We start from the raw sequence: 17,066 nt of genomic DNA, 5'->3' as shown, positions 1-17,066 counted from the left end.
CGCGGTGTCCGAGCAGCTGGAGCTGGTCCCGCCGCCGCGTGCCCCGCGGCGACGGCAGCACGCGCCGGCCGCTGACGTCCCGCTGGCCGCCACGGACCCGGTGGCCCGGGTCCTGGTCGACACCCCGCTGGCGCACCTGGACCGACCGTTCGAGTACGCGGTGCCGGCCGAGCTGGACGAGCAGGCCCGCCCCGGCGTCCGGGTCCGGGTGCGCTTCGCCGGCCGCGACCACGACGGCTACCTGCTCACCCGGGTAGACACCGCGGAGCACTCCGGCCGGTTGACGCCGCTCCGGTCGGTGGTCAGCGCGGAGCCGGTGCTCACCCCCGCGGTCGCGGCGCTGGCCCGCTCGGTGGCCGACCACTACGGGGGGACGCTGTCGGACACCCTCCGGCTCGCGGTCCCGCCGCGGCACGCCCGCGCCGAGCGGTCCGTCCCTGACGCTGGCACCGACGTCACCCGCCCCGGGTCCGGCACGGACGGGGGGCAGGTCGCTGCTTGTCCGGCCTGGGACGGTTATCCCGCAGGTGAGGCCTTCCTGCGCCGGGTGCGCGACGGCCAGGCGCCGGCCGCCTCCTGGCTGGCCCTGCCGGGCCGGGCGCCCGGTGCCGACTGGCCGGACGCCATCGCCGGGGCCGTGCAGGCCGCGGTGGACGGTGGTCGCGGGGCGGTGGTGGTGCTGCCGGACCACCGCGACGTGGTCCGGGTGCTCCCGGTGCTGGAGGAGGCCGTCGGTGCGGACGCGGTGGTGCGGCTGAGTGCCGACCTGGGACCGGAGGCGCGGTACCGGGCGTTCTTGCGGGCCCTGCGCGGGCACGCGCAGGTGGTGGTGGGGACCAGGGCCAGCGCCTTCGCCCCGGTCCGTGACCTCGGCCTGCTGGTGTGCTGGGACGAGGCGGACGACCTGCACGAGGAGCCGCGTGCCCCCTACCCGCACGTCCGGGAGGTGCTGCGCCGCCGGGCCCGGGCCGAGGGGGCGGCCCTGCTGCTGGGTGGTTTCACGCGCAGCGTCGCAGCCCAGGCCTGGGTCGAGCAGGGGTCGGTGGCCTCCGTCGTGGCCGCACCCGCCGCCGTGCGGGCGCAGGCGCCCGCCGTCGTGGTCGCCGGCGAGGGCCGGCAGGAGGACCGGGACGAGGCGGCCAGGACCGCCAGGATCCCCAGTGTCGCCTGGCGGGCACTGCGGGCCGGGCTGGACCATGGCCCGGTGCTGGTGCAGGTGCCGCGGCAGGGGTATGTCGTCGCCCTGGCCTGCCAGGACTGCCGGACCCCGGTGCGCTGCCGGCACTGCCAGGGGCCGGTGGGTGCCGGTGGTGGCCAGGACGCCGGCAGCTGCCGGGTGTGCGGGACGCCGGTGAGCCCGGCGGAGCGGGACCAGGGATGCCCCGAGTGCGGGTCCACCCGTCGCCGGGCCAGCGCGGTGGGGGAGCGGCGCACCGCGGAGGAGCTGGGGCGGGCGTTCCCCGGCGTGCGGGTCGTCAGCTCCGGCGGGGAGCACGTGGTCGCCCAGGTCGAGGACACCCCGGCACTGGTGGTGGCCACGCCCGGGGCAGAGCCCTGGTGCCCCGGGGGATATGCCGCGGTGGCGCTGCTGGACGGGTGGCGCCTCCTGGAACGGGCCTCGGTGGAGGCACAGCCGGAGGCGCTGCGACGGTGGTCCGCGGCGGCGGCCCTGGTGGCCGCACCGGTGCCGACGGACGGGACTGCCGCCAGGGGACCGCGACGCCGCAGCGCCCAGGTGGTGCTCTGCGGGGTGCCCCCGCACGGCTCCATCCCGGCGGTCGAGGCGCTGGTGCGCTGGGACCCGGTCTGGCTCGCCGCCCGGGAGCTCGCCGAGCGGCGGGAGCTCGACCTGCCCCCCTGTCGTCGGCATGCGTCCGTGGTCGGTCCGGAGGCGGCGGTGCAGGAGGTGCTCGGGGTGCTCGGTGCCGCCGGCCAGGAGGTGCTGGGGGTCTTCCCCGAGGGGGCCAGGGTGCGCGCCACGGTGCGGGAATCCGCGCAGCCGCAGGGGAACGGGCTCGCCCGGGCGGTGCACACCGTGCGCGCGGAGCGCAGCGCCCGTAAGGCCCAGGACGCGGTCCGGATGATGCTCGACGTGGTCGACGGTGCTTGACGCAAGGTCATGCTGACGGAAGTCTCAAAAGGGTAACGATCGCGTCACCGTGTGGGTACGTTGCTGGCGAAGTGTTGCCTTGCGTGCCTAAATTCATCTCGCAACCCCCCGGTGCGTCGCCGGACCGCGGGCGGCCGATCGAGGTCGTCCCGGGAGTGACGCCCATCTACTAGGAGGAACATTGAAGATCAGGCGCGCGACCATGGCCGTCGTGGCGGCCGGTGCCCTGGCGCTGGCTGGCTGCACGTCCGACACCGGCTCCGAGGACGACACCTCGGCAGATGCGGGTGGCAGCGACGACGGCGAGGCCACCGACGACGGCGGGATGGACGACGACTCGTCGACCTCCGACGCAGGCGGCGGTGAGATGGCGGAGGGTGACACGGCCAAGGCGGACCTCGGCGATGTCGAGACGATGTCGGACACGGTGTCCTTCTCCAGCGGTGCGGAGGAGTACAACGCCTACAACGGCGACACCGCCGCCACCAACTCGACCTACAACGCGGTGGTGAACAACCAGCTGCACTCCGGTTTCTGGTACTGGGGCACGGACGGCACGGTCTACCCGAACGAGTGGTTCGGCTCCTACGAGCAGACCTCTGAGGACCCGTTGACGGTGGAGTACACGATCTCCGACGACGCGGTCTGGTCCGACGGGACGCCGATCACCGCGAACGACTACCTGCTGAGCTGGGCCTCGACGAACCCGGAGTCCCTGGGTGGCGCGGAGGAGCTGGGCTTCGACGCGATCTCTGACTCCTTCGGTGTCTACGTGCCGGACGGTCTGGAGACCGAGGTGGACTCCAAGGAGTTCACCATCGTCTTCCCCGAGCCGTACCCGGACTGGGAGCTGCTGGTCTCGGCCGCGCTGCCGGCGCACGTCGCTGCGGAGCAGTCGGGCATGGAGCCCGGCGAGCTGGCGCAGGCCATCCTCGATGGTGATGGTGAGACCGTGGCCGGTGCCGCGGAGTTCTGGAACACCGGCTGGTTGTTCCCGAACTACCAGGTCGAGGACGAGGCGATCGTGCCTTCGTCTGGCCCGTACACCCTGGAGGGTGCTTCGTGGGAGTCGGGCAACCAGCTCGCGCTGGTGCCGAACCCGGAGTTCTTCGGTCCGGCCCCGGCCACCGAGAACCTGACCTACCGGTTCGCGTCGCCGGAGACGCACGTGCAGGCGCTGCAGAACGGTGACATCAACGTCATCGAGCCGCAGGCCACGGTGGACACCAAGCAGCAGCTCGAGGGCATGGGTGACATGGTCTCGGTCGAGACGACTGATGAGATGACCTGGGAGCACCTGGACTTCAACTTCGCGGAGACCTCGGCGTTCAGCGAGTCCGAGGGTGGTCTGGCTGCGCGTGAGGCGTTCGCGATGTGCGTGCCGCGTCAGAACATCATCGACAACCTGATCGCGCCGATCAACCCCGAGGCCGAGGTGATGAACCTGCGGGAGAAGTTCCCGTTCCAGCCGGACTACGAAGAGGTCGTGTCCGAGGCCTACGACGGCCGCTACGACGAGGTCGACATCGAGGGTGCGGCCGCGAAGCTGGAGGAGGCCGGGCTGGAGAGCCCGGTCGAGGTCCGGATCGGCTACTCCGCGCCGAACCCGCGTCGTACCGACCAGGTCGCGGCGATCAAGTCCTCGTGCGACGAGGCGGGCTTCGAGATCACCGACGCCGGCAACGCCGACTTCTTCGAGGCCGGTGGCACGCTGGAGTCCGGTGACTGGGAGGTCGCGCTGTTCGCGTGGGCCGGCTCTGGCCAGATCGCCTCCGGTCAGCCGATCTACTCCACCGACGGCGGCCAGAACTACGGCGGGTTCTCCAACGAGGAGGTCGACGAGGCCTGGAACACCCTGGCCGGGTCGAACGACCCCGAGGTCCACATGGAGCAGATCAAGGTCATCGAGAAGCTGCTGTGGGACAACCTGTACGGCATCCCGCTGTTCGCCCACCCGGGCGTGACCGGCTTCGACTCCACCCTGGAGAACGTCCGGCCGACCTCGGTCCAGACCGGTGTCTCCTGGAACGCCGAGCAGTGGATGCGCGCCAACTGATGCAGCCCCACGACGCGGGCGAGGTCGCCGACCGTTACGTCGACGGCCTCGCCCGGCTCGACCCGGGTGCCGCCCGGGCCATCGGTAGCCCTGCCCAGGACCTGTGGGCCCCCCTCGGGCCGGGGGCGGTGCAGGCCCGGGCCGACCTGGCACGCGGCACGCTGGCCGATCTCGCCGTGCTTCCCCCGGAGCAGGATGCTCCCGGAGCACGGAGCCACCTGGCCCGTGCCCTCACCGAGCGCCTGGGCAGCGACCTCGCGCTGCACGACGCCGGGTTCACCGGTGGCCTGGTCGCTCCGCTGGCCTCCCCGGCGCACATGGTGATGATGGGGCTGGAGTCGGCCGCCGGCTCGACCGACGACGAGGCCGTGGTGTCGGGGCTCGGCGAGGTGCCGGCGGCGCTGCAGGCCTACGCCGAGCGGCTGGCGGCCACCTCCGCGGACGGCTACACGGTCCCTGCCCTGCAGTCCCGGACGCTGGCCGGACAGCTGCGCCGGTGGGCCGACCCGGAGCGTGACGACCGGCTAGGGGCACTGCTCCCCGGCGAGCTCGACGACCCGACCCGGCAGGTGCTGGACCGGGCCCGGGAGGCCTGCCGCGAGCTGGCGGACTGGTTGGAGCAGGAGCACGCCCCCCGAGGGCGCGCCCAGGACGCCGTGGGTGAGGATCTCTACCGGGTCACCTCCGGGGCCTTCCTCGGCACCCAGGTCGACCTGCCGGAGACGTATGCCTACGGCTGGTCCCGGCTGGCCGAGCTCACCCAGGAGGCCGAGGCGATCGCGGCGGAGCTCGGGTGCGCCGGGGTCGCCGAGGCCGAAGCGCTGCTGGACGCCGACGAGAACGGCAGGGTCCGGGTCGGTCCCGAGCTGGTCGGATGGGTCGAGGGCCGGATGCAGCGGGCCCACGACCTGCTCGACGGGACGATCTTCGACGTGCCCGGGGGGCACCCGTGCGGCGCCGTGCTGGCGGCTCCCGGCTCCGGCTCGATCTACTACTCACCACCGGACCCTGCCGGGACCCGGGGTGGACGCGTCGTCTGGTCGACCCCGACCGGGGCCGACACCGTCCCCACCTGGCGCGAGGTCAGCACCGTCCACCACGAGGGGCTGCCCGGGCACCACCTGCAGCACGTGGTCACCGCCTCGATCGAGGGTCTGCACCCGTGGCAGCGGCACCTGTGCCACATCCACGGGTATGCCGAGGGCTGGGCCCACTACACCGAGGGCCGGGCGCACGCCTGGGGCCTGCTCCAGCACCCCGGCGAACGACTCGGCGTGGTGCTCGCCCAACGCTGGCGGGCCGCCCGCATCGTGATCGACATGGGCCTGCACCTGGGCTACCCGATCCCCGCCGGCAACGGCTTCACCGACGCCACCGGCTGGAGCATCGACGTGGGTGTCGACGTGCTGACCCAGGCGGCCGGCTGCGACCGGGAGACCGCCACCTTCGAGGTGGTCCGCTACCTCGGCTGGCCCGGCCAGGCCCTGGCCTTCAGCACCGGAGCACGCCTCTGGGAGGAGGCCCGGCACGCCGCGCTGGCCGGCGGGCGCTTCACCGAGCGTTCCTTCCACGAGCAGGCCCTGGGCCTGGGCCCGATGGGGATGGCGCCGTTGCGCCGCAGCCTGGCGGAGATGTCCCATGCATGAGCTGGCGGAGCTGCTGGTCGCGGCCGACCCCAACACCGGCCGGTCCGCCGGGGTCCTCGACCCGGCCACCGGGGCGCCCGGCCTGGGGCTGCCGGCCACCGACCCCGGGGCATACCAGGACCTGGCCGCCACCCTGTCCGGGTGGGACCGGGAGCCGACCGCGCCGGTGGGCAGCCACACCTGGCTGGAGCAGGGGTGCATCCGCGCCGAGGTGCACCTGCGCCAGGTGGAGCTGGAGCACGCCCGACCCTGGGAGCGGGCGCCCTACTGGTACGTCGAGTCCGTGGGCGGGGCGCTGGACGCCCTGGACACCTCCCGCCTGGACGACGACACCTACCGGCGGGCATACCTGCAGCTGCTGGAGGACTGCGCCACCTTCCTCACCGCGGGTGCCCGCACCCTCGACCCGCAGGAAGTCCCGCGGGACTGGGCGGTGATGACCCTCCCGGCGGCCGCCGGCCTGGGGGTCCTGCTGGGCCAGGGCCTGGACGCGGTCGACCAGCCCCTGGACGAGGTCACGGCGAGCCGGGCACGCAGGCTCCGTGACGAGGCCTGCGCGGCGCTCGAGCGTCTCGTGCAGCGGGTCCGGCTGCTGACCCAGGACGGGCGCGGACGCTGGCAGGTCGGGCAGGACGTCTTCGCCCACCTGCTGACGCGCTACCACTGCCTGGACCTGAGCCCCGAGCAGCTCTGGGAGCAGGGCTGGCAGGAGGTGGCCGCGGCCCAGGAGTCGCTCACCGTGATGGCACGCCACCGCGACCCGCACACACCGTGGGCCGAGCAGGTGGCCCGGCTCAAGGCGGAGCGGACCCCGGCCGAGCACTTCCTGACCAGCTACCGCGCCGAGACGGCCCGGGCCCGGGAGCTCACCCTGGAGCAGGACCTGGCCACCGTCCATGACGACCAGCGGTGCCTGGTCGCACCGCTGCCGGAGTTCCGCCGGGCCGGGCTCCCGCTGGGCGAGATGCGCACCGTCGCGCCCTACTCCCCGGACCGCACCAGCCTCTTCCTGATCACCCCCGCGGACCTGACGGCGGGCCCGGAGCGGGTCGCCGGGCACGAGCGGGACAACTGCCCGACCTTCATCCGCTCGATCGTCGGCCACGAGACCTACCCCGGCCACCATCTGCAGTCCGTGCACCACCAGCTCGGCACGGACCGGGACTCCTTCCTCCGGTTCTTCCGCACCCCGCTCTTCGTGGAGGGGTGGGGGCTGTACGTGGAGGACGTGCTCACCGAGACGGTCTTCGGGCACGACGACCAGGCCCTCTTCGCCCGCCGCAACTGGCTGTGGCGGTGCCTGCGCCTGGTGATCGACACGGGGCTGCACACGGGCAGGCTCAGCAAGGCCGAGGCGGTCGCGCTGCTCGAGGAGCGGACCGGGATGGACCCGCACATGGCCGGGGGAGAGGTCGACCGGTACACCCGGCACGACAACCCCACCTACCCCTCCACCTACGTGCTTGGCCGCAACGCCCTGCACGACCTGCGGGCCCGGCACCAGGCGCGCTTCACCTCGCTGGGACGCTTCCACGACGCCGTGCTCGCGCACGGGTCACCCCCGACCTCGCTGCTCGGCGCGGTCCTGGACGGAGAGAGCCGATGACCGACCACCCCGCCCTGCTGCTGCACGGGCCCGTCGTGCTGGACCCGGAGACCGGCACCGAGCTCGGCGACGCGCTGCTCGTCGACCCGGACGGGACGGTGGCCGCGGTGGGCTCGCGCGCCGACGTCATGGAGACCCTCCCCGGCACCGACCCGCCGCCACGCGAGGTGCGGGCCACCGGGTACGCCCTCCCCGGGCTGATCAACATGCACGTCCACCTCGGCCTGGCGCTGCCGGGGGCCATGTCCCAGGGATGGGACACCGAGGACGACGCCCAGACCGTGCTGGTGATGGCCGACTCGGCGGCCCGGACCCTGCGGGCCGGGGTGACCACGGCCCGGCTGGTCGGCGAGAGCCGCTACCTCGACATGACGCTGCGTGCTGCCATCCGGCGCGGCGCGGTCCCCGGGCCGCGGCTGTTCACCGCCGGGCACGCCCTGTGCTGCACCGGTGGCCACGGCTGGGAGGCCGACGCCCTGGAGGCGGACGGCGCGGACGGCTTCGCCAGGGCGACCCGGCTGCAGCTGCGCGCCGGCGCGGACCTGGTCAAGGTCTGCATCTCCGGCGGCATCGCCGGGGAGCACGAGGACATCGACACCCCCCAGCTCACCGACGCCGAGCTGGCCGCGGTGATCGACACCGCGCACGCCTGGGGCAAGCAGGTCACCGCGCACGCGGGCTCCTCAGAGACGGTGCGGGCGGCGCTGGCCCTCGGCCTCGACGGCGTCGAGCACGGCTACAGCCTGGACGAGGAGACCATCGCGATGATGGTCGAGCGCGGTACCTGGTACGTACCCACGATCAGCGTCAGCCGGTGCCGTGACTTCTTCGAGCTGCACGAGGTCCCGCAGTGGATGATCGACCGCGCGCTCTCGGCGGGACCCGAGCACTGGGCGACCCTGCAGCGGGCGGTCGCGGCCGGGGTCCGGATCGTGATGGGCTCGGACATGCCGCCCTACGCCCCCTTCGAGGGCACCACCGCGACGGTGCGGGAGATGGAGCTCATGCAGGAGGCGGGGATGAGCGCCCGCGAGGTGCTGCGCTCGGCCACCAGCCGGGCCGCCGAGTGGCTGGGCGCGCCCGGTCTGGGCAGGTTGCTGCCCGGCTCACCGGCCGACCTGGTGCTGATCGAGGACGACCCGTCCACCGACGTCTCCGCGCTGCGCGGGCTGCGCGCGGTGGTCTCCGGCGGCCGGGTGGTCCGCGACGACCACGACGAGCTCGGCGCCTGGGGCACGACATGACGACCGATACAGGAGCAGGGATGAGCGGAGCCACCACCGGGACGGACGCCGTCACCGAGCCGAGGACGAACACCCGGTTCGCCGCGATGCAGGGCGGGTTGTTCGCCGAGGTGACCAAGGCGGACGTGGGCGACGGCGTCGCCCGGCTGCGCGAGCAGGGGTATGCCATCCTCTCCTGGGCCGACCCCTGGTTCCCCGACCCGGCCCTCTCTCCGGCCGTGCGCGGTGCCCTGAGTGCCTCCCTCGACGACCCCGGCACGGCCCACTACACGCTGCCGATCGGTGACGAACGGCTGCGGGAGGCGATCGCGGTCAAGTGCCGCGAGCGCAACGACCTCACCGTGGACCCCCGCCGCAACGTCATCGTCACCCCCGGCTCGGACGCGGGTCTCTACTTCGCGATGGCGGCCCTGCTCGACCCCGGTGACGAGGTGCTGGTGCCGGACCCCTCCTACCCCTCGAACGCGAGCAACTGCGCGCTGCTCGGGGCGGTCGCAGTGCCGGTCCCGCTGGACCCGGAGGCCGGGTGGCAGCTGGATCTGGCGGCCCTGCGCGCGGCCGTGACGGCGCGGACCAGGATGGTGGTGCTGACCCACCCGAACAACCCCACCACCACGGTCTTCACCCGGGAGGTGCTGGAGGGTCTGCGCGACGTGGTCGTGGAGCACGACCTGGTCCTGGTCTGCGACCAGGCCTTCGAGGACTTCGTCTTCACCACGGAGGGGTTCACCACCCCGGCCTCGCTGCCCGGTCTGTGGGAGCGCACGCTGACCGTCTTCTCGTTCTCCAAGGGGCACGGCCTCAGCGGGCTGCGGGTCGGTTACGTGGTGGGCCCGGACACCCTGCTCGACAGCCTCTACGGAACAGCCGTCAACGTCGTCGGTGCCACCAACACCGCCGCCCAGGCGGCGGCGCGGGCGGCCCTGCTGGACGAGGCGGCGCTGCAGCGACGCCACCTGGACTTCGAGGCCCGCCGGCACGAGGTGGTGGACCGGCTGGGCCGGGTGCCGGGGGTGCGCCTGCAGGTGCCGGAGAGCGGCTACCTGTCCTGGGTCGACGTCTCCGCGCTGGGCGGGGGCGACGTCGTCGCCGACCACCTGCTGCGCGACGCCCGTGTCTCGGTCAACAGCGGTGCCCCCTACGGGGCCTCCGGCGCCGGACACATCCGGCTGGTGCACGGCTGCTACCGGGATCCGGCCCGGATGACCCAGGCGCTGGACGAGATCGCCGCCTCGCTGACCCGGCTGGCCGGCGCTGGTCGGTGAGCCGCCCCCTCAGGGGGTCGGTGGGGTGACCGAGACGTGGAACTCGGTCACCACGTCTCCGGTGTTGAGGTAGCGGTGCGGGATGGTCGAGCGCAGGGTGATGGCGTGCCCGGCCTCGAGCACGAGGGTCTCCTCGCCCAGCTCCACCGTCAGCTCGCCGCGGAGCACGTAGGCGCACTCCACCGCCTCGTGGCTCCACCGCTCCTCGCTGGAGGCCTCACCGGGGTGCAGCGTCCCCAGCAGCACCTCGAGCTGTCCGTTGCCCTGGGTGAGCCGCTCGTAGCGGGCCCGGCCGCTGGGCACCTGGATCAGGGCGCGGTGACCCGGTGTCGTCACGCTGCTGGTGCCGCCGAGCACCTCGGGCTCCTCCTGGAAGAGGGTCGAGATCGACTGGCCGAAGTACCCGGCCAGCAGCCGCAGCGACTTCAGGCTGGGGTTGGTCACGCCCCGTTCGATCTGGCTGAGCAGGGTGGCGGAGAGCCCGGTCTCGGCGGCGAGCCGGCGCAGGGACAGGCCGCGGGTGACGCGCAGCTCTCGCAGGCGGGGGCCGATCATGGGCCCACGCTACTGGCCCGGGCGCCCCTGCCCGCCTCAGGTCTCGACGCGGGCACCGAGCGACTCCGCCAGCGCCAGGGCACCGGCCAGGTCCAGCCGGGTGCCGCGCACCGACACCGCGCCCAGGTCGGCCCCCAGCAGGTGCGCGCCGCGCAGGTCCGCGCCGTCGAGCCGGGCGGAGCGCAGCCGGGCGCCGCTGAGGTCGCAGTCCCGCAGCGAGGCCTGCCGCAGGTCGGCCTCGGCGAGGTCCGCCTCGACCAGCCGGAGTCCGGCCAGGTCGAGGCCGCCCAGCACGGCTCCGGTCAGGGAGACGCCCCACCACGACCCTCCGGTGACGGTCAGCGGTCGCAGGTCGCAGCCGCTGAAGCTGCTGCCGTCCATCCGGCAGCCCTCCAGGGTCGCGTCGAAGAACGAGGTGTCGGTGAAGGTGCACGCGGTGAACGCGGTCCGCCGGTGCTCCGAGGCATTGAGCCGGCAGCGGTCGAAGGTGCACTCCTGGAAGCGGGCCCCGGAGGTCAGCACCTCGGTCAGGTCCACCTCCCGGAACAAGCAGTCCGTCCAGGAGCCGCCCTCGATCGCCCGCCCGTACCAGTCCTCGTCCAGGAAGGTCTGACCCTCGACGTCGGTCACGGAAGCGGGTGGCAGTCGCCGGCGCACCCGGTGGCCGAGGAGGGCGGTACCGAGCCGGGGTCTGGTCTCGGACGGCGGTGCAGCACGGCATGGCTGGGCCGGACATGGATCTCCTCGCCCACCAGGGCGGCGGTGCCGTCCACCACCAGGCTGTACCCGTCCTTCTCGTAGGGCGGCAGCAGCAGCGTCACCGCCGGCCGCTCGTCCAGGACCCGCCGGGCCGTCCGCCCCGGGTGCCCGAGCACCACGCTCGTCGACCCCGGCTCCATCCGCGCCTCGACCTCACCGACGTGCGGCCGCTCGTCACCGCTGAGCAGCAGGTAGGCGGTCGGGTGCCGGGACAGCGCCCTGGCCAGCTCGGCGAGATCCACCACGATGCTCATGGTCCTCATCATGGCCCACCGGCAGGCACACTGGCAGGCATGGGTATGCCGACCGCTCGCCTGACCGGACTCCTGCTGGCCGCCGGTGCGGGCCGCCGCTACGGCGGTCCCAAGGCCCTGGCCGCCCCCGACGGCCAGGCCTGGGCGGTGACCGCGGCGCGGGCGCTGCTGGACGGCGGGTGCGGCGACGTGCTGGTCGTGACCGGGGCGCAGGCCGAGGAGGTGGACGGGGTCCTGGCCTCTGCCTTCGGGTCCGACGACCGGGTGGGGACCACCTTCTGCGGCACCTGGCAGGAGGGGATGGGGGCGTCCCTGGCCGCGGGCCTCACCTCGTTGGTGGCCCGGGGTCGCGCCGTCCCCACGGCTGCCCTGGTGCACCTGGTAGACCTGCCGGACGTCGGACCCGAGGTGGTCGCCCGGGTGCTGGGCGCGGCGGACCCGTCCGGGGCCGACAGCCTGGCGCGGGCGGCATACCAGGGCGTGCCGGGGCACCCGGTGCTGCTGGGGCAGCGGCACTGGCAGGCGGTGCTCGGCGACAGCCGCGGCGACGCCGGGGCCCGCTCCTACCTGCGCCGGGCACGACCCGCGCTGGTGGAGTGCGGGGACCTGGCCACCGGGGTGGACGTCGACGAACGCTGACGCGCTAGCGCCCCACCTGGTAGCCGTCGGGCCCGAAGGACATGGTGAGTGCGTACCGGTCGGCCCGCACCGTCGTCCGCCGCCACTCCACGGGTTCCCCGGCCAGCGTGCCGGTCCGTTCGATGAGCAGCGCGGCCGCGGGGGAGGGGACCTGCAGCTGCTGCGCCAGGTCCGGGTCGAGGACCGTCGCGGTGATCCGCTCGCGGCCGCCGTCCGGTCGGGGCACCCCGTGCCGCTCCAGCTCCTGGTAGAGGGCGGTGCGGCTGAAGTCGGTGCCCACCAGCAGGCCCGCGACCCGGGCCGGCATCCAGACGCAGTCGTGCGCCAGCGGTACCCCGTCGGCGAGACGGAGCCGCTCCAGCCCGAAGAGCTCGGCGTCCACCGCCAGGCCCAGCGAGGCCGCGGCCTGCGGGTGGGTGGTGATGCCGCAGGTCAGCACCGTGCTGGTCTGGGTGAGTCCCTGCGCCTCCACCTCGGCGAACATGGAGTACAGGCTGCCCAGCGGCTGCTCGATGGTGGTGGCCAGCACCTCGCTGCGCCGCCCCCGACCCGAGCGGACCAGGCCCGCCGCCCGGATCCGTCGCAGCGCCTCCCGGACGGTATGCCGGGACACGCCGTACTGCTCGCGCAGCTCCCCCTCGGCGGGGAAGCCAGCGGTGAACTCACCCGCCTCCAGACGGCGCAGCAGGTCGGTGTGCAGCTGCGCCCAGAGGGGCTGTCCGCTCGTCCTGTCCAGTGCCATCGTCTCCACCCTAGCGAGGTGCCCGGTCGCCGGGACGCTCATCCCCCGAGGGCGGGGACGACGACCTCCTGGACCACGATGACCACCGCCATGACCAGCACGAACCAGCCGAACAGGGTACGCAGGCGGTCGGGGGCGATCCGCCCCGCGAGCGGCCCGCCCAGCAGGGCACCGAGGACGGCTGCGGCGGTGACCGCACCGGCCGTCGCCCAGTCGATCTGCACCGAGGCCAGGTAGCCGCCGAGACCGGCCGCCGACTTCATCGCGATCACCACCAGCGAGGTGCCGATCGCCACCGGCATCGACAGCCCGCCGAGCAGTGCCAGCGCCGGCACCACGAGGAAGCCGCCGCCCGCGCCCACCAGCCCGGTCACCAGACCGACCACCAGTCCGTCCAGCACGACCCGGGCGACAGGCAACCGGTCGTGCACCGTCGCCGGGTCCACGTCCCGACGGGGCCGCAGCATGGCGACGGCGGTGGCGAGCATCATCGCGGCGAAGCCGAGGAGCAACCACTGGGCGGGCACGTAGGCCGCGACCCGGCCACCGGCATACGCCCCGACCATGCCGGCCACCCCGAAGACCAGGCCGGTGCGCCACCGGACCCGGTGCGCCCGGGCGTGCGAGACCGCGCCCACCGCGCTGGTCACGCCGACCACCAGCAGCGAGGTGGCGATCGCCTCCTTGGTCTCCATCCCGGCGACGTACACCAAGAGGGGCACCATCAGGATGGAGCCGCCGCCCCCGAGCAGGCCCAGGGTGACCCCCACCAGGACGGCGAGGGCCAGGACGATGATCAGCACGGTCGGTCAGCGTCCGGTGAGCTGGGCGAGGAGCTGCTCCGGGTCGGACCCCTGCACCCGGTTGTAGGGCAGCGTTGAGAGCATCATGCCCATGGCGCAGGTGTTGCTCAGCGCGGCGAAGGTGAGTCCGGCACCGATGCCACCGGCCACCCACTTGGCGGCCGGGAGGACGGTGCTGGTGAGGATGCTGCCCAGGACGATGCCCCCGGCGACCAGCCGGACCTGGCGCTCCAGCTCCCAGCGCTGCGCCCCACGGACGACCCGCTGACCGGAGCTCTCCCAGGCGCCCATACCACCGCGGAGCACGTGCAGGTTCTCGGTGCCGGCTGCGCTCAGGCTGGCGTCCGCCTGCTCGGCGCGGGCACCGGAGCGGCACACCAGCACCACGTCCGTGTCCAGGTGCCGGGCGATGTCGGCCCGGTGCTCCTTCAGGGTGTCCAGGGGGACGTTGTACGAGCCCTCGATGTGGGAGGACTCGAACTCGGCGGGTGTCCGGACGTCCAGGATGAGCAGGTCCGCCCCGGCGGCGCGGCGCTCGGCCACCCACTGGGCGTCGACGGTGGTGCTCGTGCTGGTGCTCACGGTGGCTCCTCAGGGTTCGGGAAGATCTCGGTCGGTGGTGCTGTTGCACCTGACAGCAATAGTACGTACATTTGGTACCACCGCCAAACCGAAGGAGAACCACCCCTCATGGACGTCACCGTCATCGACACCTCCGCCCTCGGCGACAGGTCCTACCTGGTGCACGACGGCCGGGTCGCCCTGGTCGTGGACCCGCAGCGCGACATCGACCGCGTCATCGCCGCCGCCGAGGCCGCCGGGGTGCGCATCACCCACGTCGCCGAGACGCACATCCACAACGACTACGTCACCGGGGGGCTGGAGCTGGCCCGGGAGACGGGCGCGGCCTACCTGGTCAACGCCGCGGACCCGGTGCAGTTCGAGCACACCCCGATCACCGACGGCGAGCGGGTGGACGTGGGGGAGCTGCAGGTGCGGGCGGTATCGACCCCCGGGCACACCGAGACCCACCTGTCCTACGTGGTCACCCACGACGGGGAGCAGGCGGTGTTCTCCGGCGGCAGCCTGCTCTTCGGCTCCGTCGGCCGCACCGACCTGGTCGGGCCCGCCAAGACCACCCAGCTCACGCACGCGCAGTACGCCTCGGTGCGGCGGCTGGTCGGGCAGGCGCAGGAGGACGCCGCGCTCTACCCGACCCACGGTTTCGGCTCGTTCTGCTCGAGCGGACCGGCGACCGGGGCGGACAGCTCGACCATGGCCGAGCAGCGGGCGCACAACCACGCCCTCACCGACGAGGACGAGGCGCACTTCGTCGAGCAGCTGATCGCCAACCTCAGCGCCTACCCGACCTACTACGCGCACATGGGGCCGGCGAACCTCAAGGGGCCCGACCCGGTGGACCTCACCGTGCCCGAGCCGCTGGACGCGGACGAGCTGACCCGGCGCCTGCAGCAGGGGGAGTGGGTGGTGGACCTGCGCGAGCGGGTGGCCTTCGCCGACGGGCACCTGTCGGGCGCGGTGAGCTTCGAGTACGGCGACGGGGCCAGCTTCACCACCTTCCTCGGGTGGGTGCTGCCCTGGAACGACCGGATCACCCTGGCCGGCAGCCGTGAGCAGGTGGAGCAGGCGATCAGGGACCTGTCCCGGATCGGCATCGACTCCCCGGACGCGGCCCTCGGCTCGGGTCCGGCCCAGATGGCCCCCGAGGTCGCCACCGCGTCCTACCGCCGGGTGGGCTGGGAGCAGATGCTCGCCGAGCGTCCCTCCGACGAGCCGGTGCTGGACGTGCGCCGCGCCGATGAGTACGCGGCCTCGCACGTCGACGGTTCGGTCAACGTGCCGCTGCACGAACTGCTGACCCGGATGGACGAGGTCCCGACCGGCACGGTCTGGGTGCACTGCGGATCCGGCTACCGGGCCGGGGTCGCCGCCAGCCTGATCCAGCGTGCCGGTGGCAGCCCCGTGCACGTCGACGCCGCCTTCGGGGACGCGGAGGCGGCCGGGGTGCCGCTCACCGCCTGACCCTCACCAGGAGCGGCGCAGCAGCCCGACGGTCTGCTCCAGGTCCAACCCGGCGGAGCGGGCCATCCGCACCAGCTCCTCCGCCGCGGCGCCCACCGGTGACTCCGGGGCCAGCTCGCCCCGGACCACCGTGCCGCCACGGCCCCGGGTCTCGACGTGCCCCTCCTCCTCGAGGCGCCGGTATGCCTTCGCCACCGTGTTCACCGCCACCCCCAGGTCCTCCGCGAGCCGGCGCACCGGGGGCAGCCGCTCCCCGGGCACCAGCGCCCCGGTGCGGACCCCGGCGACCACCTGGGCGACGACCTGCTCGAAGACCGGCACGGTCGCCTCCGGGTCGATCCGGACCGTCCACGCCCTGGGTGCATCCATGCGGACGACCCTACGGCGCAAGCGCACCTCCCGCGTGGACATCCCCGGCCCGGTGCGGCAGTCTCGGGCCATGCATGCCGACCCGCTGACCAGCCCCGACACCCTGAGCGCGGCCCTGCGGGAGACGGCATACCTGCCGGACGAGGGACTGGCCACGGTGACCTGGCTGGCGCACGCGCTGCGGCGACCGCTGCTGCTCGAGGGCGAGCCCGGCACCGGCAAGACCGCGCTCGCCGAGGCCCTCGCCGAGCTGCAGGGGGTGCCGCTGATCCGGCTCCAGTGCTACGAGGGCATCGAGGCGTCCCAGGCGCTCTACGACTGGGACTTCCCCCGGCAGATCCTGCACCTGCGCGCGGTGGAGGCGCTCGCCGGATCCGCCGAGGGTGGTGACGCTGACGCCGTGACCCGGCTCGAGGCCGACCTCTTCGACGAACGCTTCCTGCAGGCCCGCCCGGTGCTGCGGGCCCTGCGCGAGGCGCCCTGCGTGCTGCTGATCGACGAGATCGACCGCGCCGACGACGAGTTCGAGGCGTTCCTGCTCGAGGTGCTCTCCACCTGGTCGGTCAGCATCCCCGAGCTGGGCGTGGTCTCCGCGACCACGCCGCCCTTCGTGGTGCTCACCTCCAACCGCACCCGTGAGCTGCACGACGCCCTCAAGCGGCGCTGCCTCTACCACTGGATCGAGCACCCCGGGCTGGCGCGCGAGCTGGAGATCGTCCGGGCCCGCCTCCCGCAGGTGGAGCCCGAGCTGGCCCGCCAGGTGGTCGAGGTGGTGCAGCAGCTGCGCGCCGAGGACGAGCTGGTCAAGCCACCCGGCGTCGCCGAGACCCTGGACTGGGTGCGCGCGCTCGCCGCGCTGGGCCAGAGCCGGCTCGACCCGGAGGTCGCCGCCGCCACCATGGGTGCTGCGGTCAAGTACCGCGAGGACACCGAGCGGGTGCGGGTCGCGCTGGACCGGATGCTCACCCGCTAGCA

General features: G+C 73.6%; 16 protein-coding genes. 9 read left to right on the top strand and 7 right to left on the bottom strand.

Features of this window, described 5'->3' with window-relative positions; translation table 11 throughout:
- The first annotated feature begins 4 nt into the window (after positions 1–4).
- The 6 genes from ACI3EY_RS10840 (at position 5) to ACI3EY_RS10815 (ending at position 9,927) form a co-directional block, all read left to right on the top strand.
- Positions 5–2,110 carry a primosomal protein N' family DNA-binding protein gene (locus ACI3EY_RS10840; protein ID WP_405040434.1) on the top strand — a complete coding sequence of 702 codons (2,106 nt, stop codon included), beginning with the start codon at positions 5–7 and terminating at the stop codon, positions 2,108–2,110.
- Between the two features lie 181 nt (positions 2,111–2,291).
- The gene (locus tag ACI3EY_RS10835) at positions 2,292–4,166 is read left to right on the top strand and encodes an ABC transporter family substrate-binding protein (RefSeq protein WP_405040433.1); all 1,875 of its coding nucleotides are present in this window, start codon (positions 2,292–2,294) and stop codon (positions 4,164–4,166) included.
- Positions 4,166–5,812 carry a DUF885 domain-containing protein gene (locus ACI3EY_RS10830; RefSeq protein ID WP_405040432.1) on the top strand — a complete coding sequence of 549 codons (1,647 nt, stop codon included), beginning with the start codon at positions 4,166–4,168 and terminating at the stop codon, positions 5,810–5,812. The genes ACI3EY_RS10835 and ACI3EY_RS10830 overlap by 1 nt, the downstream gene beginning before the upstream one ends.
- On the top strand, positions 5,805–7,418 hold the full coding sequence (locus ACI3EY_RS10825) for a DUF885 family protein (protein ID WP_405040431.1): 1,614 nt from the start codon (positions 5,805–5,807) through the stop codon (positions 7,416–7,418). Before ACI3EY_RS10830 ends, ACI3EY_RS10825 begins: the two co-directional genes overlap by 8 nt.
- Positions 7,415–8,662: a metal-dependent hydrolase family protein gene (locus tag ACI3EY_RS10820; RefSeq protein WP_405040430.1), complete on the top strand. Its 1,248-nt coding sequence runs from the start codon at positions 7,415–7,417 to the stop codon at positions 8,660–8,662. Before ACI3EY_RS10825 ends, ACI3EY_RS10820 begins: the two co-directional genes overlap by 4 nt.
- Positions 8,663–8,682: 20 nt before the next feature.
- Entirely contained in the window at positions 8,683–9,927 is a 1,245-nt protein-coding gene (locus ACI3EY_RS10815) for a pyridoxal phosphate-dependent aminotransferase (protein WP_405040429.1), read from the top strand.
- Positions 9,928–9,936: 9 nt separating this feature from the next.
- Here ACI3EY_RS10815 and ACI3EY_RS10810 read toward each other — a convergent pair whose 3' ends face one another.
- From ACI3EY_RS10810 to ACI3EY_RS10800, 3 genes are read right to left on the bottom strand one after another with little or no spacing between them, the layout of a single operon-like run.
- Positions 9,937–10,482 carry a cupin domain-containing protein gene (locus ACI3EY_RS10810; protein ID WP_405040428.1) on the bottom strand — a complete coding sequence of 182 codons (546 nt, stop codon included), beginning with the start codon at positions 10,480–10,482 and terminating at the stop codon, positions 9,937–9,939.
- Positions 10,483–10,518: 36 nt separating this feature from the next.
- Positions 10,519–11,112, bottom strand: coding sequence for a pentapeptide repeat-containing protein (locus ACI3EY_RS10805; RefSeq protein WP_405040427.1), 594 nt, complete (start codon positions 11,110–11,112; stop codon positions 10,519–10,521).
- Positions 11,109–11,495, bottom strand: coding sequence for a hypothetical protein (locus ACI3EY_RS10800; RefSeq protein WP_405040426.1), 387 nt, complete (start codon positions 11,493–11,495; stop codon positions 11,109–11,111). The genes ACI3EY_RS10805 and ACI3EY_RS10800 overlap by 4 nt, the downstream gene beginning before the upstream one ends.
- A gap of 39 nt (positions 11,496–11,534) precedes the next feature.
- On the opposite strand from ACI3EY_RS10800, the gene ACI3EY_RS10795 reads away from it, so the two are divergent.
- Positions 11,535–12,134, top strand: coding sequence for a nucleotidyltransferase family protein (locus tag ACI3EY_RS10795; RefSeq protein ID WP_405040425.1), 600 nt, complete (start codon positions 11,535–11,537; stop codon positions 12,132–12,134).
- A gap of 4 nt (positions 12,135–12,138) precedes the next feature.
- Here ACI3EY_RS10795 and ACI3EY_RS10790 read toward each other — a convergent pair whose 3' ends face one another.
- From ACI3EY_RS10790 to ACI3EY_RS10780, 3 genes are read right to left on the bottom strand one after another with little or no spacing between them, the layout of a single operon-like run.
- Positions 12,139–12,876 carry a GntR family transcriptional regulator gene (locus tag ACI3EY_RS10790; protein WP_405040424.1) on the bottom strand — a complete coding sequence of 246 codons (738 nt, stop codon included), beginning with the start codon at positions 12,874–12,876 and terminating at the stop codon, positions 12,139–12,141.
- A gap of 38 nt (positions 12,877–12,914) precedes the next feature.
- Positions 12,915–13,679 carry a sulfite exporter TauE/SafE family protein gene (locus tag ACI3EY_RS10785; protein WP_405040423.1) on the bottom strand — a complete coding sequence of 255 codons (765 nt, stop codon included), beginning with the start codon at positions 13,677–13,679 and terminating at the stop codon, positions 12,915–12,917.
- 6 nt (positions 13,680–13,685) lie between these two features.
- Positions 13,686–14,261: a rhodanese-like domain-containing protein gene (locus tag ACI3EY_RS10780; RefSeq protein WP_405040422.1), complete on the bottom strand. Its 576-nt coding sequence runs from the start codon at positions 14,259–14,261 to the stop codon at positions 13,686–13,688.
- 108 nt (positions 14,262–14,369) lie between these two features.
- Here ACI3EY_RS10780 and ACI3EY_RS10775 point away from each other — a divergent pair, with 108 nt between their 5' ends.
- Positions 14,370–15,722: a rhodanese-like domain-containing protein gene (locus tag ACI3EY_RS10775; protein ID WP_405040421.1), complete on the top strand. Its 1,353-nt coding sequence runs from the start codon at positions 14,370–14,372 to the stop codon at positions 15,720–15,722.
- A gap of 3 nt (positions 15,723–15,725) precedes the next feature.
- Here the strand turns inward: ACI3EY_RS10775 and ACI3EY_RS10770 are convergent, their stop codons facing one another.
- Positions 15,726–16,091, bottom strand: a complete 366-nt coding sequence (locus tag ACI3EY_RS10770) for a GntR family transcriptional regulator (RefSeq protein WP_405037262.1) — start codon at positions 16,089–16,091, stop codon at positions 15,726–15,728.
- Between ACI3EY_RS10770 and ACI3EY_RS10765 the strand changes: the two genes are divergently transcribed.
- Positions 16,090–17,064 carry an AAA family ATPase gene (locus tag ACI3EY_RS10765; RefSeq protein WP_434056917.1) on the top strand — a complete coding sequence of 325 codons (975 nt, stop codon included), beginning with the start codon at positions 16,090–16,092 and terminating at the stop codon, positions 17,062–17,064. The two genes, ACI3EY_RS10770 and ACI3EY_RS10765, sit on opposite strands and share 2 nt — an antisense overlap.
- The last annotated feature ends 2 nt before the right edge of the window (positions 17,065–17,066 follow it).

The sequence above is a fragment of the Serinicoccus shuyuelongi genome (assembly GCF_045032955.1).
In the GTDB taxonomy this organism is placed as follows: domain Bacteria; phylum Actinomycetota; class Actinomycetes; order Actinomycetales; family Dermatophilaceae; genus Ornithinicoccus.
This window is presented reverse-complemented; position numbering and strand designations above follow the sequence as displayed.

Bases quoted from the DNA above. Each gene is read 5' to 3' on its own strand.
- ACI3EY_RS10765 (WP_434056917.1), top strand. From the start codon at position 16,090: ATGCGGACGACCCTACGGCGCAAGCGCACCTCCCGCGTGGACATCCCC.
- ACI3EY_RS10810 (WP_405040428.1), bottom strand. From the start codon at position 10,482: ATGATCGGCCCCCGCCTGCGAGAGCTGCGCGTCACCCGCGGCCTGTCC.
- ACI3EY_RS10775 (WP_405040421.1), top strand. From the start codon at position 14,370: ATGGACGTCACCGTCATCGACACCTCCGCCCTCGGCGACAGGTCCTAC.
- ACI3EY_RS10800 (WP_405040426.1), bottom strand. From the start codon at position 11,495: ATGAGCATCGTGGTGGATCTCGCCGAGCTGGCCAGGGCGCTGTCCCGG.
- ACI3EY_RS10770 (WP_405037262.1), bottom strand. From the start codon at position 16,091: ATGGATGCACCCAGGGCGTGGACGGTCCGGATCGACCCGGAGGCGACC.
- ACI3EY_RS10825 (WP_405040431.1), top strand. From the start codon at position 5,805: ATGCATGAGCTGGCGGAGCTGCTGGTCGCGGCCGACCCCAACACCGGC.
- ACI3EY_RS10830 (WP_405040432.1), top strand. From the start codon at position 4,166: ATGCAGCCCCACGACGCGGGCGAGGTCGCCGACCGTTACGTCGACGGC.
- ACI3EY_RS10820 (WP_405040430.1), top strand. From the start codon at position 7,415: ATGACCGACCACCCCGCCCTGCTGCTGCACGGGCCCGTCGTGCTGGAC.
- ACI3EY_RS10790 (WP_405040424.1), bottom strand. From the start codon at position 12,876: ATGGCACTGGACAGGACGAGCGGACAGCCCCTCTGGGCGCAGCTGCAC.
- ACI3EY_RS10815 (WP_405040429.1), top strand. From the start codon at position 8,683: ATGAGCGGAGCCACCACCGGGACGGACGCCGTCACCGAGCCGAGGACG.
- ACI3EY_RS10795 (WP_405040425.1), top strand. From the start codon at position 11,535: ATGGGTATGCCGACCGCTCGCCTGACCGGACTCCTGCTGGCCGCCGGT.